A 24952-nucleotide genomic window follows, 5' to 3' on the forward strand; every position below is an offset into this window, starting at 1 on the left:
TGTCCTCCTTTTTAGCGATAATATTTTGCAAGGACAAACGCTGCAGCGCTTCACCCCAAGTGGCCTTTGGTAGGGGTCACCACTGAGCAAGGATTGTTTATGCCTGTAGTCACACTTCCTGATGGCAGTCAGCGTGCTTTTGATGCGCCTATCTCTATCCATGACGTCGCTTTTGACATAGGCCCAGGCCTTGCAAAAGCAGCGATTGCTGGCAAAGTGTTGGGTGAATTAGTGGATACTAGTTTTGTCATCACTCAAGACACAGATTTGGCCATTGTTACGTCTAAGGATGAGCAAGGCCTTGAAGTGATGCGTCATTCTTGTGCGCATATGATGGCCCAAGCAGTGCAAGATGAGTTTCCCGGAGCACAGGTGACCATAGGGCCTGTGATCGAGGACGGGTTCTTCTACGATTTTGCTTATGAACGCCCGTTTACGCCTGAAGATTTAGTGAAAATTGAAGCGCGCATGAAAGCCCTGACTAAGGAAAACCTTAAGGTTGAGCGCCGCATCATGAGCCGCTCAGAGGCTGTTGAATTTTTCAAAGACCTTGGTGAAGACTACAAAGTAGAGATTATTGACAGTATCCCGGGCGAGGAAGATTTATCTTTTTACAGCCAAGGTGGCTTTACAGACTTATGTCGTGGCCCCCACGTGCCGTCTACAGGCCATATTAAGTCGTTTAAGTTGATGAAAGTAGCTGGTGCATACTGGCGAGGTGATTCTAACAACGCCATGCTGACGCGTGTTTACGGCACGGCTTGGGCAGACAAAAAAGATCTAAAGGCTTATTTACATCGCTTAGAAGAAGCTGAGAAACGGGATCACCGTAAACTGGGTAAAAAGCTAGATCTATTTCACACCCAAGAAGAAGCACCTGGCATGGTGTTTTGGCACCCCAATGGCTGGACTATCTATCAAGTGGTAGAGCGCTACATGCGTGAGCGCCAAAACCAAGGTGGCTACCAAGAAGTGAAAACCCCACAAGTGGTTGATCGCAGCCTTTGGGAGCGTTCTGGTCACTGGGATAAATTCTCGGAGATGATGTTTACCACATCTTCAGAAAGCCGCGATTATGCAGTTAAGCCGATGAACTGCCCGTGTCATATCCAAATTTTTAATCAAGGTTTAAAAAGTTACAAAGAATTACCAATTCGAATGGCAGAGTTTGGCTCTTGCCATCGTAATGAGCCTTCTGGCACTTTGCATGGTATCATGCGCGTGCGCAGTTTTACGCAGGATGATGGTCATATATTTTGCTCTGAAAATCAGATGCAAGACGAGGTGGCTCGATTTATTGATTTTTTGTATGACGTGTACCGTGACTTTGGATTTGATGACGTCATTTTGAAGTTGTCCACTCGTCCAGAACAACGGGTAGGCTCAGACGAAGTGTGGGACCGTGCCGAAGCAGCCCTTGAAGAAGCGCTCAATGCTAAACAACTGCCCTTTGATATTTTACCGGGTGAAGGCGCTTTTTATGGCCCGAAAATTGAATTCTCTTTGAAGGATTGCCTCGGCCGGGTTTGGCAGTGTGGCACCATCCAAGTAGATTTTTCTATGCCGGGGCGCCTTGATGCGCAGTTTGTAAACGAAGTGGGTGATCGTGAAGTTCCCGTGATGCTGCACCGAGCAACTTTGGGTTCATTTGAACGTTTTTTAGGTATTTTGATTGAGAACTTTGCGGGTGCTATGCCCCCTTGGCTCGCGCCCAAACAAGTGTCAATTCTGAATATTACGGACAAACAAGCACCTTTTTGCCAAGAAGTTGAAGAAAAACTCACAAAAATGGGTTTTAGGGCCTCTGCGGACTTGAGAAACGAAAAGGTAGGCTTTAAAATCCGCGAGCACACAATTCTTAAAGTTCCTTACCTGCTAGTGATTGGTGATAAGGAAGTTGAAACTCAGTCGGTCACAGTGCGCACGCGCACAGGTGAAGATTTGGGCAATATGAGCCTCACAGCTTTTGCAGATTTGCTCAATGCAGACATTGCTAAGTTGGGACGCACCGAAGCGTAAATTAATGCTTCAAAAATGAATGCAACAGGTTAGCATGCAAGATGGCAGCTAACCTATTAGGTTAACAAGTACGGAGATACCGAAATTAAACGGGAATACAATAAGGGCAAAACAAAACGCCCAACAATTAACGAACATATTGAAGCGACAGAGTGTCGTCTCATCGGTGCCGACGGCGAGCAAGTCGGCATCGTTTCTGTAGCTGAAGCACTGATAATGGCAGAAGCTGCCAAGCTGGATCTGGTTCAGATCGCAGCTGATGCTGAGCCTGTGGTCTGTAAGATCATGGACTATGGCAAACAAGTGTTTGAAGTAAAAAAACAGAAAGCAGCTGCTAAAAAGAAGCAAAAGCAGACGCAAGTGAAAGAAATCAAGTTCCGTCCAGGGACTGATGTAGGAGATTATCAGGTAAAACTACGCAACCTGATCCGTTTCCTAGAAAATGGTGATAAGACGAAAGTAACCTTGCGTTACCGTGGTCGCGAGATGGCACATCAGGAATTGGGTATGGAGTTACTCAAGCGTGTAGAGGTCGATTTGGCTGAATACGCTGGAGTAGAGCAATACCCAAAGATGGAAGGCCGTCAATTGACTATGGTTTTGGCACCCAAGAAAAGAAAGTAACCCTTAAAAGTTACAATCGGGAGACCGCTTAAGAGTTTAGGTTCTTAATTGCGTCTTCATTAACAATCAACGAATGCGTGGAGTAAATGTAATGCCTAAGATGAAATCTTGCAGCGGCGCTGCAAAACGATTCAAGAAAACTGCTAACGGCTTTAAACACCGTCAGTCCTTCACCAGTCATATTTTGACCAAAAAGAGTACCAAACGTAAGCGTCATTTACGTGGCACTTTGCAGATTAGTGCTGCAGATAAGCCATTAGTAAAGCGCATGTTGCCGTATATCTAATTAGTCACTGGTAAGGAGAAAGTATAATGTCTCGCGTAAAACGTGGTGTGCAAGCACACCGCCGTCATAAGAAGATCCTCAAGCTGGCTAAAGGCTATTACGGTGCACGTAGCCGTGTATTCCGTGTTGCTAAGCAAGCCGTCATCAAAGCTGGCCAATATGCCTACCGCGACCGTCGTCAACGTAAGCGTCAGTTTCGTGCTTTATGGATTACCCGTATTAACGCCGGTGCGCGTATGAACGGGTTATCCTACAGCCGTTTGATTTCTGGTTTGAAGAAGTCTTCAATCGAGATCGACCGCAAAGTGTTGGCAGACCTAGCCATTCATGATAAAGCGGTATTCACAGCGATCGTAGAGAAGGCTAAAGCGGCACTCGCTTAAGCTGGTTGATCTGATGCTAGCCTTGGTTGGTGTCGATTAAACTACCTTCGTATCCTCTCACGAGGATTAGAAACAGGGGAAGAGTGCAAACTCTTCCCCTGTCTTGTTTTAGATGGAGAAAAATATGCAACACCTCAAGCAACTGGTCACCGATGGCTTGGAAGCTGTGGCTCAAGCGGCAGACGAAGCAGCCCTTGACCAAGTTCGGGTTCAGTACTTAGGTAAAAAAGGTGAGTTGACTCAGCAACTTAAAAGCCTAGGCAAGTTGTCTGCCGAAGAACGCCCTGCAGCGGGTGCCAAAATCAATGAAGCTAAACAGCAAGTCCAAGATGCCATCACGATAAAGCGCACGATGATGGCGGCTGATGCCCTCAGTAAGCAACTTGCCGTAGAAAGCATCGACGTTACTCTGCCTGGCCGCGCCCAAGTTAATGGGGGTTTGCATCCAGTCACTATGACCATCGAGCGCATTGAGAATTTCTTCTCCCAAATTGGCTTTTCTGTGGCTCAAGGCCCAGAAATAGAAGATGATTACCATAATTTCGAAGCCCTCAATATCCCAGCTCACCATCCAGCTCGGGCCATGCACGACACTTTTTACTTTGGTGATGGCACTCTACTGCGTACCCACACATCAGGTGTACAAGTAAGAACCATGGAAAAACAACAACCGCCTATTCGTATCATTTGCCCTGGCCGAGTTTACCGCTGTGATTCAGATCAAACGCACTCCCCCATGTTCCATCAGATAGAGGGTTTATTGGTGGATGATCATATTAGTTTTGCAGACCTCAAAGGTATCCTGCATAACTTCCTTAACGTATTTTTCGAACGTGACCTCCAAGTTCGCTTTCGCCCTTCGTACTTTCCGTTTACCGAACCTTCTATTGAAGTGGACATTGGTTACCAAGGGGAAGACGGTGAGCAAAAATGGTTGGAAGTGTTAGGTTGTGGCATGGTGCACCCTAAGGTATTTGAGCACTCAGGTATCGACACTGAAAAATACACAGGTTTTGCCTTTGGTATGGGTGTTGAACGCTTAGCTATGCTGCGCTATGGCGTAAAGGACTTACGCATGTTCTTTGAAAATGACTTGCGCTTTTTAGCCCAATTTAGTTAATCTTCGATTGAGAGATAGACATGAAATTTAGTGAACAGTGGCTGCGTGAATGGGTTAACCCAGAAGTTGGCAGTGATGAATTGGTAGCCCAGGTTACTTTGGCTGGCCTAGAAGTTGATGGTGTAGAGTCTGCTGCTGGCGATTTTACAGGCGTCATCGTAGGAAAAATTGTCAGTGCAGAACAACACCCAGATGCAGATAAGCTTCGAGTTTGTCAGGTTAATGATGGCACTTCTCACACTCAAGTTGTTTGTGGCGCACCCAATGCACGCGTCGGTATTAAAGTCGCGTTTGCCACAGTGGGTGCAGTGTTACCCGGTAACTTCAAAATTAAAAAGGCCAAGTTACGGCAACAAGAGTCATTTGGCATGCTCTGTTCAGGTGCAGAGTTAGAGATTAACGAAGAAAATGATGGCATCATGGAACTCTCTGCTGATGCACCCATAGGTGTTGATATTCGTGAGTATCTTAATCTTAATGACAAGATCATTGATGTGGATCTTACCCCTAATCGAGGCGATTGCTTGAGCATTGCAGGCCTTGCAAGGGAAGTAGGCGTGCTAAATTCGTTAGATATCACGGCCCCAGAATATACCGAATTAGCTCCCCAAATCGAAGACGTTTTCCCGGTAAGGATTAATGAACCTCAACATTGTCCCCGTTTTTTAGGTCGCGTATTAAATAATATTGATATCACACAAACCTCACCATTGTGGTTGCAAGAAAAGCTGCGACGTTGTGATATAAGAAGTATAGATCCAGTGGTCGACGTGACCAACTACATTCTCTTAGAAATGGGCCAACCCATGCATGCCTATGATCTAGACAAGGTCAATGGGTCAATTATTGTGCGCATGGCGAGTCAGGGTGAAAACCTAACCCTACTTGACGGTCAAAAAGTTGAACTCAACAATGAAATATTAGTCATCGCTGATAATGAAGGTGTATTGGGCATGGCTGGCATTATGGGTGGAGCAGACACTGGAGTCAGTGGGTCGACGAGTAATATATTCTTAGAAGCTGCTTTTTTTAGCCCCATCAGTATTGCTGGTAAAGCCCGCAGCTATGGCCTGCATACGGATGCGTCCCATCGATTTGAACGCGGTGTAGATTATGATCTGCAGCGCAAAGCAATGGATCGTGCCACAATGCTGTTGCAAAGCATCGTAGGTGGTGAGGCAGGCCCCATAGTAGAGCAGGTTTCAACGGCAGACCTACCTAGTTTGAGTCAGGTCACCTTACGTAAAGCTCGCTTAGAATCGTTATTAGCTCACAAAATTTCTGACCAACAAGTGCTGGATATTTTGACGCGTTTAGGACTTACTTTGGTGTCATCCAATGATGAAAGTTGGTGCTTCACTGCACCCTCTTGGCGCTTTGATATCGCTATTGAGGCTGACCTTGTGGAAGAGGTTGCGCGTATCTATGGTTACAATAATCTACCCAGTACCAACCCAGTGGCAACCATGGAGATTCCAGCCAAGCCAGAAGTACACCGTCCTCTATCTATTTTGCGTCGCCACATGGTGAGCCGGGGTTATCAAGAGGCTATTACTTATAGCATGGTCGAACCTGAGTTGTTGGCCAAGTTTGACGATCAAAATAAACCGGTGGAGCTGATTAACCCTATATCTGCTGATATGGCCGTTATGCGCACAAGCTTATGGCCAGGCTTAGTAAAAGCCTTGCAACACAATCAGAACCGTCAGCAACCTCGAGTGCGACTGTTTGAAACGGGACAGCGTTTTATCCCAAGTGAACAAGGCTTGCAGCAGCAAGATGTATTTGCGGGTTTAATTTATGGTTCACGGCACCCTGAAAGTTGGCACGGTAAAGCTGAACAGGTTGATTACTTTGATGTGAAGGGTGACCTTGAGTCTTTATTGAGCCTCAGTGGTCAAAATTTCTCTTTTGAAGCGACTGGGCATTTAGCCTTGCACCCCGGGCAAAGTGCTGCCATTAAAGTGGGTGAGCTCATTGTGGGTTATATTGGCGCCATGCATCCGGGCTTAGTTAAAGACTTAGACCTTGCAGGACCAGTGTTTATGTTTGAAATAGATCTGGAGTCAATCAGCATGGGTCTGCTGCCTAGCTATGAGACCTTGTCTAAGTTTCCAGAAATGCGTCGTGACTTAGCCATTGTATTAGATCAACAGGTGAGTGTGGCCAAGGTTACAGACTATATTCAATCTAGCGCTGGGGAATGGCTTAATGCAGTGCGCTTATTTGATGTTTATCAGGGCCAAGGTATTGAAAATGGGCAAAAAAGTCTTGCTTTAGGCTTGACGTGGCAGCACCCAGAGCGCACTCTTACAGATGATGAGGTAAATCAATGGGTTGAACAGGTGATTAAACACCTTGCTCAGCACGCGGGTGCTAGCTTAAGAGGCTAAACACCCCCCCCTTAGTTGCAGAACTAATGGGGCATCTAGACTAGATGAACTGGAAAATAATAAATAATAGGCGAGGATCTAGCTATGGGATCACTGACTAAAGCCGATATGGCAGAACGTCTTAGTAGTGAACAAAAGCTCAGTAAACGTGATGCAAAAGAAATGGTAGAGGCCTTCTTTGATGAAGTCTCTTCCAGCCTGATAAACAACGAGCAGGTTAAGTTATCAGGCTTTGGCAACTTTGATTTGCGAGACAAGCGATCGCGACCTGGGCGCAATCCTAAAACTGGTGAAGAAGTGGCTATTTCAGCGCGTCGGGTGGTGACCTTTAGGCCTGGCCAAAAGCTTAAAGACCGGGTTGAGTCAGAAAACTAATCTGCTCGCCCAATAGTAGCAAAGACTTGATTTAATTCCATATCTTGCTTGAATATGCGCCTTAAATACTTCCAAAACGGCAGTGATTAAAGTAATATACCGCCTCCCTTGAGGTTCTCATTGAACTGCATAAAGGGTCGTGTCGGGGCGTAGCGCAGCTTGGTAGCGCACCTGCCTGGGGGGCAGGGGGTCGCAGGTTCAAATCCTGCCGTCCCGACCAATTAAACCCTTATGGGGTTGGGCTTTCAGAGCTTTTCCAAATATATCAAAAACAGAGTTGGTCAAAAGTTAGTCAAGTCTAACGCTTTAAATCGGCTTTTAAGTCCAATTTAGGCACTGCCAGCTTCTATTTAATATTGTCAGGATCTTCTTCATAATAGTTAGTCATTTCTTTACTGATGTGTCCAGCCATTATTATTGCTGATTCACCAAACCTTCTTTTGTATAACTTACTACCCAATGCTTTACCTTGGTGAATGCCTGGTTGTTCATCTTCTGTGTGATCAGGGTATGGATTAACCAAGTCCCTAACCTTTTTAAACGCTCTGCTTAAATACGCTGGGGTAATATAAGTTCTATGGTTGCCTGTATCCATAGCAGTCTTGGTTCTCTTGTTAGGCAATCTGTGGATCATATATGGGCCTAATACATTTCAATCACGTTGAACTTAACCTCTCTGATCCAACGCCTCACAGTGTTAATGTGCGGCTGTGACTGTTTTAGCATCTGAATGGCGAACAACTAAATGCTGATGACCAAGTGCCAAGGGGATTTACTAAGCTAACGTATATCACGACGATGGAGGGCATACTGAGCTGCCATCAGTATAATCAATGAAGTAATTAAAACCATAGTGCCAATTGCGTTCACTTCCGGTGTAATACCCCTCCGAATTGACGAAAAGATATAAATAGGAAGTGTAGTGTTTGGCCCAGCGACAAAAAACGAAATAATAAAGTCATCGAAGCTAAAGGTAAAACTAAGCAAGAACCCAGCCAAAATGGCAGGAAAAATTTGTGGTAACGTCACTTGATAAAAAGTGCGCCACGGGGTTGCATATAAATCCAGTGAGGCTTCTATTAGGGTTCTATCCATCCCTGAAATGCGAGCTCTAACAAGGATAATTACCATAGACATAGTGAAAAGCGTATGAGCAGCAATAACTGATGCATAGCCCATATGTAGCTTAGGGGGCTTCATTCCTTCGGGCCATAGGGAGGCGAGTAAAGGATTTAAAAAGTCGAATACTGTGACTAGTGCTACTAGTGTTGCAATACCGATAACGATGCCAGGCACCATAACTGATACGTATATCATGCCGTCAAAAAAGGTTCGTAATGGGCCTTTTAAACGCTGTAAAGCTAACGCAGCAGTGGTTCCCAGTAAAGTCGATAGTACAGCGACAGAAAGTGCAATAATCAGGCTGGTAACAAAGGCATCACTGACAAACGGATTTGACAATGCTTTACTATACCATTGAACTGATAGGCCGCGTAGTTCGCTTGCGTGTCTCCCAGCATTGAAGCTAAAGAGAACGATAATTCCGATCGGAATGTATAAAAACAAAAAGACTGCAATAGCGTAGATTCGCATAGTAATTCAATCCCCTACATCAGGGATTCATCTCTCCCTGTTTTGCTATTGAGCATACGCATATAAAAAGTAACAGTAATCAACATGATGGCAACCAGTGTGACTGAAATAGCCGCGCCAAAAGGCCAGTTTCTAGACTGCAAAAATAAGTCGACCAATGCATTACCAATAAAGTACACTTTTCCTCCACCTAAAAAGGCAGGGATTAAAAACTCACCCATGAGCAGGATAAAGACGAGCATGCAACCAGTAGCGATGCCTGGCATGGATAAGGGAAGCGTGACCTGCCAAAAAGTTTTTAAAGGTGAGGCGCCTAAGTCGTTGGATGCTTCTAGCAATCTTCTGTCGAGTTTTTCTAGTGAAACAAAAATCGGGAAAACCATTAAAGGCAAGTAGCCATAGACAATGCCAATTAAAACTGCCCCTTGGGTATTAATGAGGCTCACATCTTCGAAACCAATAAATTCTAATAGTGTAGGTATGCCCCGGCCACCCAATATAAAAATCCAGGCATATGTTCGCACCAGTAAGCTCGTCCAAAATGGTACAATTACCAACACTAGCAATATCATCTTAAATTTTTTGCTAACACTTAACGCAAGATAATAAGCCAAGGGATAGGCCACTAATAAGCATAAAAGAGTGCCCAATGGCGCAATAGTCATTGTGTTTTGAAAGGCTTTCAATCGCGATGATAAATTTGCGTAGTGCTCAAAAGTAAAACCTCCAGCGTAGCCACCTACAGCTGCTCGTTCTCCGAAGCTAAAAACTAGGATAACCACAAGAGGCAAAATTAACATGAACAAAAACCACAGAAATGTTGGTGCCAACATTACTGCGGTGAACCAGTTTTCAGATTTTCTTTTTCTCTTATGATTATCCATTGTTAATTAACACTTCCATTTTAGGCTGACTTGAAACGTGCCATAACTTCTGCCCGAATAGGATCGGTCATAGTTTGAGCTGCACCAAATTCCAAACCATTCATCAACTCGAGTGCTGGATGCAAAATTGGATCGTTTGCCAGAGAATCTGGCTGTAGAGCAATAGCGCGCGCATCAGTTGGTGCATAGCCATGAACAGCTGCGTCACGAGCCTGAACATAAGGGTCTTGCATGAAATTTATGAAGGCATAAGCAGCATCTAGATGTGGTGCATCTGTTGGGATGGCATAGAAGTCAGACCAAATCTCACCCCCATCGCTGGCGATCACGTATTGCATTTCAGGCATGTCGTTTTTAAGCTGTGTTCCATCACCGTTCCAACATATCGACAACCATGCATCTTCGCTGCGCATCCCTGGTTGGTAGTCGGAAGTGATTGCAAATAGGTGTGGCTTGGACTTGATTAACAATGCTTCAGCTTCGCCTAGTTCTTTCGCGTCGATAGAGTTAAACGAGTAGCCCAGAGCACACAAGGCCGCACCGATGGTAGTCAATTGGTAGTCATGCAAGATAGTATGACCTGACGCTTTACCCATAGTAGCATCAAAAAAATCTTTCCAAGATTTAGGCTGACTTGTAACCTTATTAGAATTAACAATAAAGCCGGTGGTTCCCCAGTTCTTGGGTACGCAGTATACTTTTCCGTCTACGGTCGCGGGGTCAGAAAATTTAGGGTTGTTAGCAGATGCGTCGTAATTGGGTATTCGTGATAGATCTAGTTCCTGAATCAAACCGAGTTCTACGTAGTTGGAAATGGTGTAGTTAGTCGGTACAAAAACATCCCAACCCGTTCCGCCTGCTTGCAACTTAGCTAGCATCTCTTCGTTTGACCCGAAAGCATTAACTTGGATATGTGCGCCAGTTAATTCGGTATATTCGTCAAGATTTACCTGGTTCTGGTAATTAGGCCAAGTTGCAAAAATTAGTCGATCACCAACATCACCGAACGCGTTGGCTTGGTTGGAATATAAAGACGGCATCGCTGTGCCCATCACCGCCATCGCCGTGCCAAGCCCAGTTACGCCGAGAAAATGCCTACGGGAAACTGAGCCTTTTCTGTAGCGGTGGAGTTCTTTCATGAACTTTGTTGCTGTTATGGGCTTATCGTTATTGTTTTTATTCATTACTATTCACCTCATTTAAGTTCGATCCGCAATTTACATGATAACTGTTACTGTCGGATCCCCAGTACAGTTTTTAAACATCTCCCAACACAAGGGCGGCTTCTGGACTCCAGCTTAAGGAGACCATATCTCCCGGCACAAAACTTTCATTGTCACTTTCGAGTGATTTGGGGGATAACACCATTACCTCACCATATCCTTTGGTATTAATAAGATATTCAGAGTTTTCACCAAGAAATATCCGGTTCATAATCTGTCCATGTATGGAAATGCGATCACTTTTTTTGGTTTCACCTAAGGCTGAAAGAGATATCATTCCAGGACGAACCGCTACTGACGCCTTACTGCCACAAACCAGTGGGATGGCCCCTTTAGCTTGAGTTCCGACTAATATTTCATTTGAACCCGTCTCAATGATAACTTTAGAACCTTTGATTTCAGTTATTGTGCCGGAGAAAAAGTTTGTTTTACCAACAAAATCCGCAACATATCTGCTCTGTGGCTGATCGTAAAGCTCTTGAGGACTGCCTGACTGAATTATTTGCCCTTCGCGCATGATGCAGATTTCATCACTCATCGAAAGCGCTTCCTCTTGATCGTGCGTTACCAATATGAAAGTAATGCCAACGTCGCGCTGCAGGGTTTGAAGCTCAATTTGCATTTCTCGACGTAGCTTGCGATCGAGAGCTGCTAACGGTTCGTCCAGTAATAAACAAGTTGGACGATTAATTAGTGCGCGGGCAAGGGCTACACGTTGCTGTTGGCCACCAGACAACTCCCAAATTCTGCGTTCTCCGTAACCGCTAAGCCGAACCTTTTCTAGGGCCTCATCAACTCTTTTACGAACCTCCAACTTATCTATTTTTGGGCTGATCTGACGTAATCCATAGCCAATATTATCAGAGACGGTCATATGTGGAAATAGGGCATATTGCTGAAAAACCATATTCACTGGGCGTTTATATGAGGGAATTCCAACCACGGAGGCACCGCCAATAAAGAGTTCACCTTGAGTCGGTTGTTCAAACCCCGCTATGAGTCGGAGTGACGTTGTTTTTCCACATCCAGATGGACCCAGAAAGCTATAAAACGAACCGCGTTTAACACTCAAACAGAGGTTGTCGACAGCCACAACACCTTCAAAATGCTTGGTAACATTTCTAAACTCAATGTCCATATTATTTGAGTAACTGGGCCTAGTCGACAATTTTGTATGCTCCTAAAACACTTACCTTAACTTCAATATAGTTAACATACTACCACGTAGATTAAATAAATATACAATATTTTACTCAATTATGGTATATATACCAAATAGCGAAAATAATAGAATAAGTAAGGGTTGAGTTTGATAAACGCAAGTTTTAACGATGAATAGCATTAATCGGTCTAAAAAAAATCAGTTTGGACAAAGTTCCTGGGTTTTGTCAATTGCTGAATGTATTGACTCCCTAGGCAGCCAAACCTTTTCTCTTAATCTGGATAAGGCATTGAGAACAATTACTGATTACGATTATTCAGTTTCATTTGCTTATCATCTGGATGAAAGGCCACTATGTCTTTACCATAGTTTCTCGACGGCTAATCGTGCTGTGTATGTTGATGACTATCTGAAGGGACCCTATCTATTAGATCCATTTTTTAAGGCATCTAGTCGTAAGGTAGATTCTGGTTTATACAGATTGCGGGATATTGCGCCAGATCGTTTTTACCAAAGTCAATATTATCGTTCTTATTACATCCAGACAGGATTAGCTGAAGAAATTTCCTACACTCTTTACCCAGTAGATGATGTTGCCGTTGTAATATCGTTAATGCGTTCGGCTGAGAGTTCTAAATTCTCCGCACGTGAATTTAAATTACTGGAGAGTGTATTTCCTATTGTTGATAGCCTTTCAAGACATCACTGGCAAGGATTATCTCAGCGCTTTGAGGGTGATTTTCAAAGAACTGAAGCATGTCCGAGCCAAACAATTATTGAGAGTAGAGTGAGCGAACTGTTTACTGTCAGAATTACACCGAGAGAAACCCAAGTGGTATCGCGAATTTTAGAGGGCCACTCCTCAGAAGCCATTGCTCAAGCCCTTGGTATTTCTGTAGGCACTGTGCGCATTCACCGTCGGAATATATATGGGAAGTTGCAAATATCGTCCCAGCAAGAGTTGTTCGATATTTTCTTTGACCAAATTAAACACTAAGAAAGCGATAAATATTGGAGATCAATGTATGCCAAACGACATTATGAATGGTCAGCCTAGCAATAGGCAACCTGCTGGTCGATTAGTGGGAAAAACTGCGGTTATTACAGGTGGTGCTGCCGGAATGGGTGGTGCGACATCTTTAGCCTTCGCTCGAGAAGGGGCAAGAGTAGCAATACTCGATATTCAAAAAGAGGCAGGAAAATCGATCGTAAAGCGTATTCGTGAAATTGGAGGTATCGCTGAATTTATAGAAACTGATGTTTCAGACTCAGTTCAAGTCGATAAAGCTTTTGACCGTGTCAATGAAGTTTTTGGTGGCTACAATGTATTGTTTAACCACGCTGGTACAATTACGGTAAAGCCGTTACATGAGACGAGTGAAGCGGATTATGAACGCTTAATGAATATCAATGTGCGTTCGGCATTTTTGGTCTGTCGCCGCGCTGTAAAGGAAATGAGTGAGAATGGTGGTGGCTCAATTGTGATAACTGGGTCCATTGCTTCCGAACTTGGTTATGCTTTGGAAGCACTTTACTGCATGACTAAAGGGGCGGTATTGCAGCTTGCGCGGAGCATTTCAACTGAATACCGGGATAGGGGCATTCGATGTAATGCAGTCTGCCCTGGATTTGTTAAAACTGCGCATGGTTTGCGTGAAATTGATGAGCTGGATGCAGCAGGTCAAGCCTGGGAAGGGGGTGCCTTGGCGGAGGCTCAGGGTCGAATCTGTGAGCCAGAGGAAGTGGCAGCGGCAGTGGTATTTTTAGCTTCCGATGAAGCTAGCTTTATTACGGGCAATGCACTTTATGTTGATAATGGTTGGTATTCTAAAGGATAGACTGATTTAGTTGTAGTGAACTGCCTTGAGGAGACGAATTGCTGCATTAAAAGGGCCAGATTTTTTGGTAGAAAATGTCAGCACTTTATGCTGGAAATTACAAACTTAATAGTTTAAATTCCACAGCTGCTCATAAATTTTGATGAAATAGCCTGGCTAAAGCAGCAAGTACTGCATGCAAAACTAAAGAGCATCAAAATTGATGCCAAGCAATAGAACTGGAGCATAGACTATGACCACTGTTAGTTTTACCCAAATGAAACATGGCACCCGAGAAGATTACGCCATCCTGCAAGAGTTCGAACACCAGTTCTATGCGCAAACGGCTAAAAGGTTATTGGAGGAGCTTGAGCGACAAGGTCACGAGAGCCTAGAAGGATACTCTATAAGCCGTTTGGAGCATGGTCTCCAATCTGCCACGAGAGCTTGGCGTGATGGAGCTGATGATGATTGGATTGTGGCCACCTTATTACATGATATAGGCGACGGCTTGGCACCACAGAATCACGACCGCATGGCAGCAGAAATCTTGCGTCCATTTGTGCGAGAAGAAGTGACTTGGGTCGTTGAACACCACGGCGCTTTTCAAATGATTTACTACGCCCACCATTTAGATGGTTGGAATCCCAATGAACGAGACCAATACCGTGATCATGCTTATTACCAAACCGCTGTTGATTTTTGCGAACGTTGGGACCAAAACTGCTTTGATCCACTTTATGATAGCCAGCCATTAGCCTTCTTTGAACCATTTCTCAAACGCGTATTCAGTCGCAAAGCCTATGCACCACAAATCATTAAAATGGACAATATGGCAGGATTGCCTACCATCATTTGAGATAGACCCAACTTGAAAATTTTATACATAATCATAGAAACGCTAAGCGGCAAAGGCTGAAATATCAACACTAAGGGAGTTCCAAATTGATTGGTTCATGTTATCAATTGTCATATTCTCCTTCGGTTGTGGTCTAGCTGATAGCGTGATGAAGAAAAATTAATTCCCCAAGGCTTCACCTTTGGCTACCTATCAAGCCCTTAATTCTTAAACGTAAATGCAGCATAGTTGTGCCCATGCTGGCCCCAACCGAAACCAATACCCTCACCTTTTGTTAATAAATGCAATCAACAAGCGTGCTTTGTTGGGCAGGCGTTACTATTGCTTAATTCTGTAACCGCGGCACATGGCAATGTTGCCTAAGGTGTCACGATCTTAAGCTCAGTCACCTTGCGCTCACGGCGGTTATCGTCGGGTTGGCTGGGTGCTGCTCCCAGCTCGCGTGCCGCTTGGTGGCCTGCGTAGACAGCATGAGCGATTAAACCAGGTGCTGCACAGTCACCAATGCGTTGTAAGGTTTTAAAGCGCTCGGCGAAGGGCTGTAACGCATGCCATAGTGAATCATTGGCAATGCGCGATGTTACAGGCACTAGATACTCGGCTTTAATAGTGCTCACCGAACCGGTGAAGACACATTCTAATTGAGCCGTAGAATCTTGCCAAGACAGTAAGCCACGGTTATAGATGATGTCGATACCCGCGTCGATGAGTTGCCGCATCACTGCGGCTTGGTCATCGGTGTAGGAATGCCAGCCGCCCACTAAGGAGGCAGGTGTGATCAGCGTCACTGCAGTGCCACGTTGGCGTAATTTAAGTGCCAATAAGTTACCCATGGAGTAATGATCGTCATCATAGATGATGGCCCTTCCATCAGGTATTTCATCACCCATAATGTCTTCTACTGAAACCACTTGGTGGTCTTGAAAGCCGTCAAATGGGGACGCACTATGACGGCCCACACCATCGGTGCGCCAATGTGCACCCGTGGCTACGAACACGTGCGTTGGGCTTAGTTCGAGTATGGCCTCTGCATCCAGCAGACTGCTGGGGTAGATAGCCACGTTATCCATCTTTGCCAACTGCCCAAGGCGCCAGTCTCGTACCCGTGCTACCTCAGACATGCCTGGCAAGCGCGATTCTTGGTTTATCCTGCCACCTAGCTCGCGTTCGGCTTCAGCGATGGTGACGGCGTATCCGCGTTGGCCTAGAGCACAGGCGGCTTCTAGTCCTGCTGGGCCACTGCCGATAACCAGAACTGATTCATCTGCGTGTTGCTTAGCAATGCGCTCAGGGTGCCATCCTCGACGCCATTCTTCGCCCATGGTTGGATTCTGTGTACAACGAATCGGTGCGTTAAGGGAATCGTGAGCGTAACAGACGTTGCAGCCAATACACTCTCTAATGTCGTCGGGACGCCCATGTTTGATCTTATTGGGTAGGAAAGGATCGGCAATGGATGGGCGTGCAGCGCCAATGAAGTCTTGGGTGCCACTAGTGATCTGCTTAAGCATGGTATCTGGAGAAGTGAACCTGCCAACACTCACCACAGGCTTACTGGTAAGGGACTTTATTTTTGCAACAGCTAACTGATTGGAGGCTTCTTCAACAAATCGAGCAGTACCCATTTCTAATGTGTAATCGGTGACGGTGATATCCCATAGGTCGGGTAATTCGGCTATTTGTGAGAACATACCTACCAAATCATCCGGGTCTTGATGGGGTACTGCTGGGATAGAGTAGCGCACTGCCACTGCACATCGGCCCTTCACTACCTCTAGGGTGTCTTCGATAATCTCTCTAATCAAGCGTACTCGATTCTCTGGGCTACCACCGTATTCGTCGTCGCGTCGATTCCATTCGGCCGACAAAAAATTATTCAGCAGATAACCGTGATTGGTGTACACATAAACAATATCAAAACCTGCTTCAATGGCTCGTTGGGCGGCGGCTTTATGCCATTTGCGTAGCTCGGTAATGTCGTCTTTGGTCATGGCTTGAGTTTGCAGAGGCATCCCTACGAGGGCGTCATTAGGGCGGCTTGATGCCGAAATAGCCTGCTGACGAGTGTACAGATTAGCGCTGCTTTGGCCACCGTGCCATAGTTCTATGCCCGCTAGGGAGCCATGGGCATGCACTGCGTCTGTCATCAAGCGTAAATTCTTAATATCGCCTTTATCCCATATAGAGGCGTGGGGAAAGGGCATATCATCAGAACTAGGGTGGATAGAACAATACTCGGTACAAACCACGCCCCAGCCACCTTCGGCTTTGATACCGCGCATCGCAGCCATCATCTGTGGGCGCATGTATCCCATGCCACAACAGTGGGGTACTTGGTAAAACCGGTTGGGCGCTGTTACTGGGCCAATTTTAAGTGGCTCGAACAGAATATCGTATTTGGGGTCGCGGCTCATGGCAGTGTTTCCTATGCTATGCCTTTCTTAGGTGAACTCATGTTGCGTTACCACAACAGCGGGGCACTTAGTAAAGCCCCTTGAGTTTGAGGGGCTAGACATTGAATGGTGAGACTAATCAGCCTCCACCATCTGTTGATTGGTCTGAGTTAGGGTGCCCGCAGAGGGTGGAACGTCTAACGAGGTCACCGGGAGGGTTCTGCGTAACTGATTGTGAAAGGCGCAGGTCCCCATCTCTAAATCAGACATGATTGCCCCATTAAAGGCACTTGAGCGCATGCCTTCTGCTGACCACTTAACAAGTTGCATATCTTCTTCACCTACCATTATATTAATTTGTCGATTGAATTCTCGTGCACTTTTCATCTTGGGCCGTTCATCTGCTAGCGCATAGCTGCGTCCAGCCATGGCACTTTTTTGAAAGCCAATGGGGTAAGAGTGATAAATTTCAATTTGGTCAGGGAAAAGTGTGATCACGAAGCCTGGAAATGTGGACCAGTAAATCCATTGCCGTTGATGTGAGGGGGGCAGATAACTCTCTTTGGGTAGTGTATCCACATAATCCTGATTAAGTTGAGATTTATGTTTGCCAGCATCAATATCACCATATGAACGACTCACTTTATCGTTTAGTACCTGATCTTTATAACTTCTGCCCACTAAGTCGTAGTAATCTTTATGTCCCATGGGTACATGATATCCCTCACTATCAATATCAACGATCGACTTCCAATCACAGTTAAATTTCATCGTCCAGGGCTCATTAATTGGCTGCATGTCTTCAATTTTATAGAGTGAAATCTCTGCTTCAGCCTCTTTAAATGTTTCTGCAATACTAGGGCCACTGCCAAAAAATCGGATAAAGATCATACCGTGCCATAGTTCGCATTCGATAGGCTTTAACCCCAGAGTAGACTTGTCGATAACAGGAAATGTTTCGGCCCGAGGAATATTCTTTAAGCGTCCATCAAGATGATAAGACCAGCCATGAAAAGGACACACTAATGCATTTCTGCAATGACCTTTATCATCGGGAACCACTCTTGATGCACGATGGTTACAGACGTTGTGAAAGGCCCGTACAACACAATCTTCGCCACGAATAATGAGCGCACGTTCATTGGCCATTTCCATACATTGGTAATCTCCTGCTTCAGCAAGCTCCGAGATATGGCCAGCCCACAACCAGCTTTGCAAGAAAACACTATTGATTTCTAGATCCGTTAGTTCAGCGTTATTATAGGTCCATGCAGGCAAGCCTTGGCGAGCATTTTTTGCTTGTGCATAGACACTTTCTGGACTCTTAAAACTCATTGTTACAGCTCCCAAAATACATACACTTAAACGCTTTTAAAGGTCCCGTCAGCGATGCAATCCTGCATGGCTAACTCTACGCCTTTGTAGAGAATATCGACTAAATCATCGACCTGTGCTTTGGTAATAATCAGTGGGGGCGATAAAACACACATATTGGCGAGTGGTCGAACAATTAAGCCCATGGCTTGGCAATGTTGGTCAATGCGCTCACCAATTTCATAGTCCATTTCTAGGTCGTCTGCCCCTTTAGTGAGTTCGCACTCAACACACGCCATTAGGCCCAGGCCACGGACATCTCGAACAATGGGGATATCATAAAGTGATTTAATTCTTTGTTGGAAATAAGCACCGACTTCGCGCGCATTTTCACAAAGTTTTTCACGCTTTATTATTTCGAGATTTTTTAATCCTGCGGCAGCGGCAACCGGATGACCTGAATAAGTAAATCCATTCGAAAATATAGCACTTTCAAGGTCTGGGTTATTGAATTCATTGAGTAATCTATCTGAAACCAAAAAAGCTCCCATAGGGATGTAAGCTGAAGTTAAACCTTTGGCCGTGGTGATAATATCAGGCACAATGTCAAACACAGCCTCGGAGGCAAAAATATGCCCAAGTCTACCAAAGGAAGTAACGACCTCATCGGATATATAAAGCACGTCGTATTGATGGCATACGTCAAGGCAACGCTTGTGATAGCCTTTGGGCGGAACAATGACGCCACCAGAAGCAAGGATGGGTTCAGCAACAAAAACGGCGACCTTATCCGCTCCCAATTCAATAATTTTATTTTCTAGGTCGGCAACACATTGATCGAGAAAATCTGCGTCAGTCATCTGCTCTGGTTTAAACAGCGGGTGGGGTGCGGGAATGTGGTGCACAAGGTCAGTTGCAAAGTCGAGATAGTTTTTATCGCGCTCTTTGCCAGACACACTTGCAGACAGATACGTGCTGCCGTGATAGCCCTTTAACCGAGAAATGATTTTTTTCTTTTCAGGTTTGCCCCGATAATTATTATAAAACTGTACAAAGCGCAAAGCAGAATCAACAGCTGTTGATCCGCACGTGGTGAGGAATGCGTGGTTAAGATCACCTGGCCCTTCAGCTGCAAGAGCTTCACTAAATTGTGCGGCTGGGCTGGTGGCCATCGACCATGGTGAGGTAAACGGTAACTGCATGACCTGATCATAAATGGCCTGTGCCATTTCCTTGCGACCATGCCCAATATTAACGCACCACATGCCGGAGGGACCGTCTATTAAACGATTACCCTGACTATCGTAAAGATAAATCCCATCGCCTTTTTCAACCACGGTGCGCTGATTATTTCCCAAGTTTTGAAAATTGTCCCACGGGTGGATAAATAGATTGTCCTGCTTTTGAACCTGCGAAGTAGGGTTATTCATAGATCTCCAAGAGCCAGTTCAGGGGTATGTGTTTAGCTTATTACTATAACTTACTGAGTAAATACTCAGTCAATTTATACTGGACAAAACTTTATTTGTCAATAATAATGAAGTCATAAAGCGATCGATAAGGAGCGTCAATGGACGTGGCTCTAGTCCAAAAAAGCACTCAGTCACACCGAAGTAGAGCGGTTCAATCACTACTTCGAAAGCAACAGTTAATTGGCTCTACCATTGAATGTATAGACCAGTTCGGCTTGTCACAAACGACCATAGCCAAAATAGCTCTACATGCAGGTGTATCGCAGGGGGTGGTTATCTTTCACTTTCAAACTAAGGAACTGTTACTTGAGCAGGTTCTGCGGGTTTTGTCCAAGGCCTACACTGACAATTGGAAATCGGCAATTGCTTTAGCTGGAGAGGCCCCTATTGATCAATTGTGTTCAATCGTTTTATCAGCATTTAGCCCAGAAGTGTGTAATCGTAAAAATGTGGGAGTGTGGTATGCATTTTGGGGTGCGTCACAATCGAGGCCAACCTATCAAGAAGTCTGTGGTCAAACAGATAGGGAGTTTTCATCGACACTGCTAAGTTTATGCACCCAATTATGTGTGGGTGTAAAGACGTCTGTGTCGGCTGAAGTTGCTGCTATGGGCATCGAAGGGATGCTCGATGGTTTGTGGCAAAGTTGCCTTATCGAAGAAAGTAAATTCAGCCCAAAAGAGGCGAATAAAACAGTGTTTGCTCTAATGGAACTTATGTTTCCGTTGGAGAAAAACACCATAGAGGAGTATAAAGTGTCATTAGTGACATAAAAAATAATAAATAGTTTTAATTAATTATTGGACTTGTTACCATGACTATTATTATGAACAAAGTGTTCAAAATAATAGACATCTAAAACATGTAAATTGGAGAGAACATGAAATATAAAAACAAAAAGTTCGTTCAACACCTAACAGGTGGAACCATAGCCTTTAGCCTTTTGGTGGGTGCATCTACTGTACAAGCTGCAGGTGTACTTAATGTAACTAACTGGGCAGAGTATATTGCTGAGGACACTATCGCGAATTTTGAAAAAGAATTTGACGTTAAGGTGACCTATGATAACTATGACTCAGAGGAATCCATTCAGTCAAAATTGCTCGCTGGCAGTTCTGGCTATGATGTGGTGAGTCACTCAAGTAGTGCAGTTGCAAGGTTACTCCCTGCCAATATTCTGCAAAAGCTTGATAAATCCAAACTGCCTAATCTCAAACATATAATGGATAGCCTTGATCAGCAAATGGATTCTAATATAGATCCAGGTAATCATTATTTCACACCTTATATGTGGGGCACACACGGTGTAACTTACAATAAGGCATTGGTTCTAGAAACCTACCCAGACGCTCCCATTGGATCAATGGATATGGTTTTTGATCCAGTTCATATGGAAAAACTGGGAAAGTGTGGCGTAGCCTTTTTGGACTCGCCCACAGACATCCTGCCCATGGCGTTGGCACATATGGGACTAGACCCCTATTCAGCGAACAAGGCGGACTATGCCGCTGCTGAAGAAATGTTGTCTGCCATTCGACCTTACGTCAAAACTTTCGACAATTACGCCTACAATCAAATGCCACTGAAAGAGTTTTGTATTGCAGTGACCTGGGGACCAGATGGTTTATTAGCCATGTCCGGTGCCGAAGAAGCAAACACTGGTGTAGAGCTTGAGTTTTTCGTACCACCAGGAAACGGCAAGGCAATGTTGTGGATTGATGGTCTGGTGATTCCATCAGATGCGAAGAATGTTGAAAATGCACACTTGTTCATCAACTATATGATGCGTCCTGAGGTAGCGGCAGCTAATAGTAATTACACTTGGTATGCCAGCGGCAACAAGAGTGCCTTTGACTTGATTGATACAGCAGTGACAGGGAGCCCAGCAGCTTACCCCACTGCCGAATCGGTTGCGCAAATGTACACATATAAAGCGATCCCAAGAAAAATACAGAAAGCACGGACTCGCGCTTGGACAAAGTTTAAATCTGGCCAATAATATCGCAAGCCTTACAGCTACCGTTCTAGAACGGTAGCTGTAAGGCCTGTGACCTATTAATATCAGCCACTGGATTTTCACGATGTCACAACCAACTAATTATTCTTATAGACCTTGGCTCGATGGTGACGCTGAGCCATTTATCAAAATTCGCAATGTTACTAAAAAATTCGGCGAATTCACTGCAGTAGACAATATTGATCTCGATATTTACAAAGGCGAATTATTTTCCTTACTAGGTGGATCTGGTTGTGGAAAAACAACCTTATTGCGCATGCTGGCCGGATTTGAACCTCCATCAAGTGGCACTATTTATATTGACGGTGTTGATATGACCGATGTGCCTCCCTATGCTCGGCCTATCAATATGATGTTTCAATCTTACGCACTATTCCCGCATATGACGGTTGAACAAAATGTTGCCTATGGACTTAAACGCGATAAAATTCCAAAGGACGAAATTACACGGCGTGTTGACGAAATTCTCAGCATGGTTGAATTATCAGATTTTATTAAGCGCAAACCCCATCAACTTTCGGGTGGGCAGCGACAACGTGTTGCCCTTGCTCGTGCTCTGGTTAAGCGGCCTAAAGTACTTTTACTCGATGAACCCTTAGGAGCATTAGACAAACGCTTAAGGGAGCAGACGCAATTTGAGTTAATCAACATTCAAGATCAACTTGGCGTGACCTTCGTCGTTGTGACCCATGATCAGGAAGAAGCCATGACCTTGTCGACCCGCATGGCGATGATGGATGCAGGCAAGTTTCAGCAAATTGGCACCCCGACAGAAGTCTATGAGTACCCTGAATCACGGTTGGTAGCCAACTTCATTGGTTCAGCAAATATGTTTGAGGGCCGGGTGAGCCAAAGTGGGCCTGATCATGTGGTTGTTACCAGTAAAGAGTTAGGTGTCGAGTTTAATACTGAACACACTAATTCAATTATCGAGGGGACAAAAGTCTGGATCGCAGTGCGCCCAGAAAAAATCACCCTATCAAAAACACCTTTGGATGTGACAACTAACCAGCTTAAAGGAGTTGTCGTTGATATTGGCTACCATGGTAAAACTTCCACCTATCGAATACGCATTAGCAACGATCAAATTATTGAAGTGAGCGTGCCGAGTCAAAAGCGCCCAAAGGGTGATCGACAATCGATAGATTGGGATGAAGAAATTTATATGAACTGGGACCAATCCAACGCCGTGGTGCTGATGAAATGAGCGCTGCGAATAATGCCAATCATGCGGTGGGGCAGTTAGTCAGCAGATTGCTATTACGCTTGGTTGACCTCTTGCAGTCGCACTGGAAGGTGATTGTGGTTGGTATTCCCTTTTTTTGGCTACTGTTGTTTTTTTTGGCACCATTTATTATTGTGATTAAGATCAGTCTTGCTGAATCTTTGATCGCAAGCCCACCTTACTCACCGTTGTACGAACGAGCCGAAGACGGTGTGCTCAGCATTAGAGTGATTTTTGAAAACTATAGCTATCTTTGGGAAGATGATCTTTACCTCAATAGCTATATTAATTCGGTAAAGATAGCGTCTGTATCAACTGTGTTTTGCTTACTTATCGGCTACCCGATGGCTTATGGCATTGCCCGTTCTAACCCGACCACCAAAAATATCTTGTTAATGTTGGTCATTTTACCATTTTGGACGTCATTTCTTTTGCGAGTCTATGCCTGGATGGGTTTGCTAGCAGATCAAGGGACAATTAATAGCCTCCTGATTTGGCTGGGCGTCATTGATGAACCGATTCGGATGCTCTATTCAGAATTGGCAGTTTATATTGGTATTGTGTATTCCTACCTACCATTTATGATCTTACCTTTGTATGCGAATATGGAAAAGCTTGATGTAGCCCTCGACGAGGCGGCCGCAGATTTGGGTGCTAAACCTACCATCGCATTTCTTACGGTAACTCTGCCGTTAACCTTGCCCGGTATTATTGCCGGTTCCTTGTTAGTTTTTATCCCAGCGACGGGTGAATTCGTTATTCCAGATTTATTGGGTGGTGGAAATGTGTTGATGATTGGTAGAATTCTGTCAGATGAATTTAACGCCAATAGCGATTGGCCGTTAGCCTCTGCTGTGGCCATTGTGTTGCTCATCGTTTTGGTATTACCGATGGTGCTATATCAGCGGATTCAGGCACGTGAAAGGGGTAATCTATGAAGCAACGCCGCTCAACATTGGTCCTGTCGATGCTGTGCTTTGGTTTAGCATTTCTTTACATTCCCATGATTTTACTGATTATTTATTCGTTTAACTATTCAAAGCTTGTGCCTGTATGGGGTGGTTTTTCAACGCGTTGGTATACCGTATTGTTTGAAAGTGAAGAGATGTGGGCGGCGTTGGGTTTAAGCTTACGCATCGCCTTGGTTAATGCGACGTTTGCGATGATACTGGGAACGCTTGCTGGTATTGCCTTGGTGCGTTTTGGACGGTTTCGAGGGCGTACACTGTTTACAGGCTTGATTACGGCACCGTTGGTGATGCCTGAAGTAATCACGGGTTTGTCATTGCTGCTGTTGTTTATTGCTTTAAGTCATGCATTTGGCTGGCCACAGCGGGGCTTTACCACCATCACCATTGCTCACATAACCTTTTCCATGGCCTATGTTGCGGTTATTATTCAGTCACGACTCTCTGGCATGGGTACTGATTTAGAGGATGCCGCTCAGGATCTGGGTGCTCGGCCTTTAAGAGTCATGTTTGACATTACACTGCCACTATTGGCCCCCGGCATGGTTGCAGGATGGCTATTGGCATTTACTCTATCAATTGATGACTTAATTATTGCCAGTTTTGTGTCTGGGCCTGGGTCCAATACTCTGCCTATGCTCATTTACTCACGGGTAAAAGTAGGTTTGCGTCCTGATATTAATGCACTGGCAACGATTATGATCGTGATGGTCAGCATTGGCGTATTACTCGCATGTTGGTTAATGATCCGCCAAAAGCATTTACTAGAGAGTGATGCGAACACTAAGTAAAGTAATCAATATTAATTGCCATGGGGCAAAGTAA

The 24952-nt window shown here is 44.8% G+C and carries 23 protein-coding genes and 1 tRNA gene; 16 read left to right on the forward strand and 8 right to left on the reverse strand.

What is annotated here, in order from left to right; genetic code table 11:
* The first annotated feature begins 99 nt into the window (after positions 1-99).
* The 8 genes from thrS to ABXT59_RS03930 all read left to right on the forward strand — a co-directional run bounded on the left by thrS (position 100) and on the right by ABXT59_RS03930 (position 7420).
* On the forward strand, positions 100-2019 hold the full coding sequence (gene thrS / locus ABXT59_RS03895) for a threonine--tRNA ligase (RefSeq protein WP_443637832.1): 1920 nt from the start codon (positions 100-102) through the stop codon (positions 2017-2019).
* A gap of 84 nt (positions 2020-2103) precedes the next feature.
* On the forward strand, positions 2104-2643 hold the full coding sequence (gene infC, locus ABXT59_RS03900; protein WP_443638543.1) for a translation initiation factor IF-3: 540 nt from the start codon (positions 2104-2106) through the stop codon (positions 2641-2643).
* A 91-nt stretch (positions 2644-2734) separates the two neighbouring features.
* On the forward strand, positions 2735-2929 hold the full coding sequence (gene rpmI / locus ABXT59_RS03905; protein ID WP_046482218.1) for a 50S ribosomal protein L35: 195 nt from the start codon (positions 2735-2737) through the stop codon (positions 2927-2929).
* 26 nt (positions 2930-2955) lie between these two features.
* Positions 2956-3312, forward strand: coding sequence for a 50S ribosomal protein L20 (rplT, locus tag ABXT59_RS03910; RefSeq protein WP_443637834.1), 357 nt, complete (start codon positions 2956-2958; stop codon positions 3310-3312).
* Between the two features lie 124 nt (positions 3313-3436).
* On the forward strand, positions 3437-4432 hold the full coding sequence (gene pheS / locus ABXT59_RS03915) for a phenylalanine--tRNA ligase subunit alpha (RefSeq protein WP_443637836.1): 996 nt from the start codon (positions 3437-3439) through the stop codon (positions 4430-4432).
* A gap of 20 nt (positions 4433-4452) precedes the next feature.
* Positions 4453-6825 (forward strand): phenylalanine--tRNA ligase subunit beta, encoded by a 2373-nt coding sequence (gene pheT, locus ABXT59_RS03920; protein WP_443637837.1) that lies wholly within the window; start codon positions 4453-4455, stop codon positions 6823-6825.
* An 84-nt stretch (positions 6826-6909) separates the two neighbouring features.
* Positions 6910-7200, forward strand: a complete 291-nt coding sequence (ihfA, locus tag ABXT59_RS03925; protein WP_443637839.1) for an integration host factor subunit alpha — start codon at positions 6910-6912, stop codon at positions 7198-7200.
* A gap of 143 nt (positions 7201-7343) precedes the next feature.
* Positions 7344-7420: transfer RNA gene (locus tag ABXT59_RS03930), tRNA-Pro, on the forward strand.
* A gap of 126 nt (positions 7421-7546) precedes the next feature.
* Here the strand turns inward: ABXT59_RS03930 and ABXT59_RS03935 are convergent.
* The 5 genes from ABXT59_RS03935 to ABXT59_RS03955 form a co-directional block, all read right to left on the reverse strand.
* A complete protein-coding gene (locus tag ABXT59_RS03935; protein WP_443637841.1) occupies positions 7547-7723 on the reverse strand; it encodes a hypothetical protein in 177 nt (58 codons plus the stop codon).
* 257 nt (positions 7724-7980) lie between these two features.
* On the reverse strand, positions 7981-8793 hold the full coding sequence (locus ABXT59_RS03940) for an ABC transporter permease (RefSeq protein WP_443637842.1): 813 nt from the start codon (positions 8791-8793) through the stop codon (positions 7981-7983).
* A gap of 14 nt (positions 8794-8807) precedes the next feature.
* Positions 8808-9593 carry an ABC transporter permease gene (locus ABXT59_RS03945; RefSeq protein WP_443637843.1) on the reverse strand — a complete coding sequence of 262 codons (786 nt, stop codon included), beginning with the start codon at positions 9591-9593 and terminating at the stop codon, positions 8808-8810.
* A 104-nt stretch (positions 9594-9697) separates the two neighbouring features.
* Positions 9698-10861: an ABC transporter substrate-binding protein gene (locus ABXT59_RS03950; RefSeq protein ID WP_443637845.1), complete on the reverse strand. Its 1164-nt coding sequence runs from the start codon at positions 10859-10861 to the stop codon at positions 9698-9700.
* Positions 10862-10934: 73 nt separating this feature from the next.
* Positions 10935-12068 (reverse strand): ABC transporter ATP-binding protein, encoded by a 1134-nt coding sequence (locus ABXT59_RS03955; protein WP_443637846.1) that lies wholly within the window; start codon positions 12066-12068, stop codon positions 10935-10937.
* 163 nt (positions 12069-12231) lie between these two features.
* Between ABXT59_RS03955 and ABXT59_RS03960 the strand changes: the two genes are divergently transcribed.
* The 3 genes from ABXT59_RS03960 (at position 12232) to ABXT59_RS03970 (ending at position 14738) form a co-directional block, all read left to right on the forward strand.
* Positions 12232-13059, forward strand: a complete 828-nt coding sequence (locus tag ABXT59_RS03960) for a helix-turn-helix transcriptional regulator (RefSeq protein WP_443637848.1) — start codon at positions 12232-12234, stop codon at positions 13057-13059.
* 28 nt (positions 13060-13087) lie between these two features.
* Complete coding sequence (locus tag ABXT59_RS03965) at positions 13088-13900, forward strand: SDR family NAD(P)-dependent oxidoreductase (RefSeq protein ID WP_443637850.1); 813 nt, start codon at positions 13088-13090, stop codon at positions 13898-13900.
* 232 nt (positions 13901-14132) lie between these two features.
* Entirely contained in the window at positions 14133-14738 is a 606-nt protein-coding gene (locus tag ABXT59_RS03970; protein WP_443637851.1) for an HD domain-containing protein, read from the forward strand.
* A gap of 359 nt (positions 14739-15097) precedes the next feature.
* On the opposite strand, the gene ABXT59_RS03975 is transcribed toward ABXT59_RS03970, so the two are convergent.
* The 3 genes from ABXT59_RS03975 to ABXT59_RS03985 all read right to left on the reverse strand — a co-directional run bounded on the left by ABXT59_RS03975 (position 15098) and on the right by ABXT59_RS03985 (position 19875).
* Positions 15098-17152: an oxidoreductase gene (locus tag ABXT59_RS03975; RefSeq protein WP_443637852.1), complete on the reverse strand. Its 2055-nt coding sequence runs from the start codon at positions 17150-17152 to the stop codon at positions 15098-15100.
* 114 nt (positions 17153-17266) lie between these two features.
* Positions 17267-18466 carry an aromatic ring-hydroxylating oxygenase subunit alpha gene (locus ABXT59_RS03980; protein ID WP_443637853.1) on the reverse strand — a complete coding sequence of 400 codons (1200 nt, stop codon included), beginning with the start codon at positions 18464-18466 and terminating at the stop codon, positions 17267-17269.
* Positions 18467-18492: 26 nt separating this feature from the next.
* Positions 18493-19875 carry an aminotransferase gene (locus tag ABXT59_RS03985; protein WP_443637855.1) on the reverse strand — a complete coding sequence of 461 codons (1383 nt, stop codon included), beginning with the start codon at positions 19873-19875 and terminating at the stop codon, positions 18493-18495.
* A gap of 140 nt (positions 19876-20015) precedes the next feature.
* On the opposite strand from ABXT59_RS03985, the gene ABXT59_RS03990 reads away from it, so the two are divergent.
* The 5 genes from ABXT59_RS03990 (at position 20016) to ABXT59_RS04010 (ending at position 24918) form a co-directional block, all read left to right on the forward strand.
* Positions 20016-20690, forward strand: coding sequence for a TetR family transcriptional regulator C-terminal domain-containing protein (locus ABXT59_RS03990; protein WP_443637857.1), 675 nt, complete (start codon positions 20016-20018; stop codon positions 20688-20690).
* A 107-nt stretch (positions 20691-20797) separates the two neighbouring features.
* Positions 20798-21916 carry an extracellular solute-binding protein gene (locus ABXT59_RS03995; protein WP_443637859.1) on the forward strand — a complete coding sequence of 373 codons (1119 nt, stop codon included), beginning with the start codon at positions 20798-20800 and terminating at the stop codon, positions 21914-21916.
* Positions 21917-21998: 82 nt separating this feature from the next.
* Complete coding sequence (locus ABXT59_RS04000) at positions 21999-23141, forward strand: ABC transporter ATP-binding protein (RefSeq protein ID WP_443637860.1); 1143 nt, start codon at positions 21999-22001, stop codon at positions 23139-23141.
* Positions 23138-24097, forward strand: a complete 960-nt coding sequence (locus ABXT59_RS04005) for an ABC transporter permease subunit (RefSeq protein WP_443637862.1) — start codon at positions 23138-23140, stop codon at positions 24095-24097. The genes ABXT59_RS04000 and ABXT59_RS04005 overlap by 4 nt, the downstream gene beginning before the upstream one ends.
* Positions 24094-24918: an ABC transporter permease subunit gene (locus tag ABXT59_RS04010; protein ID WP_443637863.1), complete on the forward strand. Its 825-nt coding sequence runs from the start codon at positions 24094-24096 to the stop codon at positions 24916-24918. The genes ABXT59_RS04005 and ABXT59_RS04010 overlap by 4 nt, the downstream gene beginning before the upstream one ends.
* Positions 24919-24952: the final 34 nt, after the last annotated feature.

This window comes from Candidatus Njordibacter sp. Uisw_058, assembly GCF_047730065.1.
Classification (GTDB): domain Bacteria; phylum Pseudomonadota; class Gammaproteobacteria; order Pseudomonadales; family Balneatricaceae; genus Njordibacter.

Bases quoted from the DNA above. Each gene is read 5' to 3' on its own strand.
- ABXT59_RS04000 (WP_443637860.1), top strand. From the start codon at position 21,999: ATGTCACAACCAACTAATTATTCTTATAGACCTTGGCTCGATGGTGAC.
- ABXT59_RS04005 (WP_443637862.1), top strand. From the start codon at position 23,138: ATGAGCGCTGCGAATAATGCCAATCATGCGGTGGGGCAGTTAGTCAGC.
- rpmI (WP_046482218.1), top strand. From the start codon at position 2,735: ATGCCTAAGATGAAATCTTGCAGCGGCGCTGCAAAACGATTCAAGAAA.
- ABXT59_RS03995 (WP_443637859.1), top strand. From the start codon at position 20,798: ATGAAATATAAAAACAAAAAGTTCGTTCAACACCTAACAGGTGGAACC.
- ABXT59_RS03960 (WP_443637848.1), top strand. From the start codon at position 12,232: ATGAATAGCATTAATCGGTCTAAAAAAAATCAGTTTGGACAAAGTTCC.
- ABXT59_RS03970 (WP_443637851.1), top strand. From the start codon at position 14,133: ATGACCACTGTTAGTTTTACCCAAATGAAACATGGCACCCGAGAAGAT.
- pheT (WP_443637837.1), top strand. From the start codon at position 4,453: ATGAAATTTAGTGAACAGTGGCTGCGTGAATGGGTTAACCCAGAAGTT.
- ABXT59_RS03940 (WP_443637842.1), bottom strand. From the start codon at position 8,793: ATGCGAATCTACGCTATTGCAGTCTTTTTGTTTTTATACATTCCGATC.
- rplT (WP_443637834.1), top strand. From the start codon at position 2,956: ATGTCTCGCGTAAAACGTGGTGTGCAAGCACACCGCCGTCATAAGAAG.
- ABXT59_RS03945 (WP_443637843.1), bottom strand. From the start codon at position 9,593: ATGTTAATTTTGCCTCTTGTGGTTATCCTAGTTTTTAGCTTCGGAGAA.
- ABXT59_RS03965 (WP_443637850.1), top strand. From the start codon at position 13,088: ATGCCAAACGACATTATGAATGGTCAGCCTAGCAATAGGCAACCTGCT.
- ABXT59_RS03985 (WP_443637855.1), bottom strand. From the start codon at position 19,875: ATGAATAACCCTACTTCGCAGGTTCAAAAGCAGGACAATCTATTTATC.
- ABXT59_RS03990 (WP_443637857.1), top strand. From the start codon at position 20,016: ATGGACGTGGCTCTAGTCCAAAAAAGCACTCAGTCACACCGAAGTAGA.
- ABXT59_RS03950 (WP_443637845.1), bottom strand. From the start codon at position 10,861: ATGAATAAAAACAATAACGATAAGCCCATAACAGCAACAAAGTTCATG.
- ihfA (WP_443637839.1), top strand. From the start codon at position 6,910: ATGGGATCACTGACTAAAGCCGATATGGCAGAACGTCTTAGTAGTGAA.
- thrS (WP_443637832.1), top strand. From the start codon at position 100: ATGCCTGTAGTCACACTTCCTGATGGCAGTCAGCGTGCTTTTGATGCG.
- ABXT59_RS04010 (WP_443637863.1), top strand. From the start codon at position 24,094: ATGAAGCAACGCCGCTCAACATTGGTCCTGTCGATGCTGTGCTTTGGT.
- ABXT59_RS03980 (WP_443637853.1), bottom strand. From the start codon at position 18,466: ATGAGTTTTAAGAGTCCAGAAAGTGTCTATGCACAAGCAAAAAATGCT.
- pheS (WP_443637836.1), top strand. From the start codon at position 3,437: ATGCAACACCTCAAGCAACTGGTCACCGATGGCTTGGAAGCTGTGGCT.
- ABXT59_RS03975 (WP_443637852.1), bottom strand. From the start codon at position 17,152: ATGAGCCGCGACCCCAAATACGATATTCTGTTCGAGCCACTTAAAATT.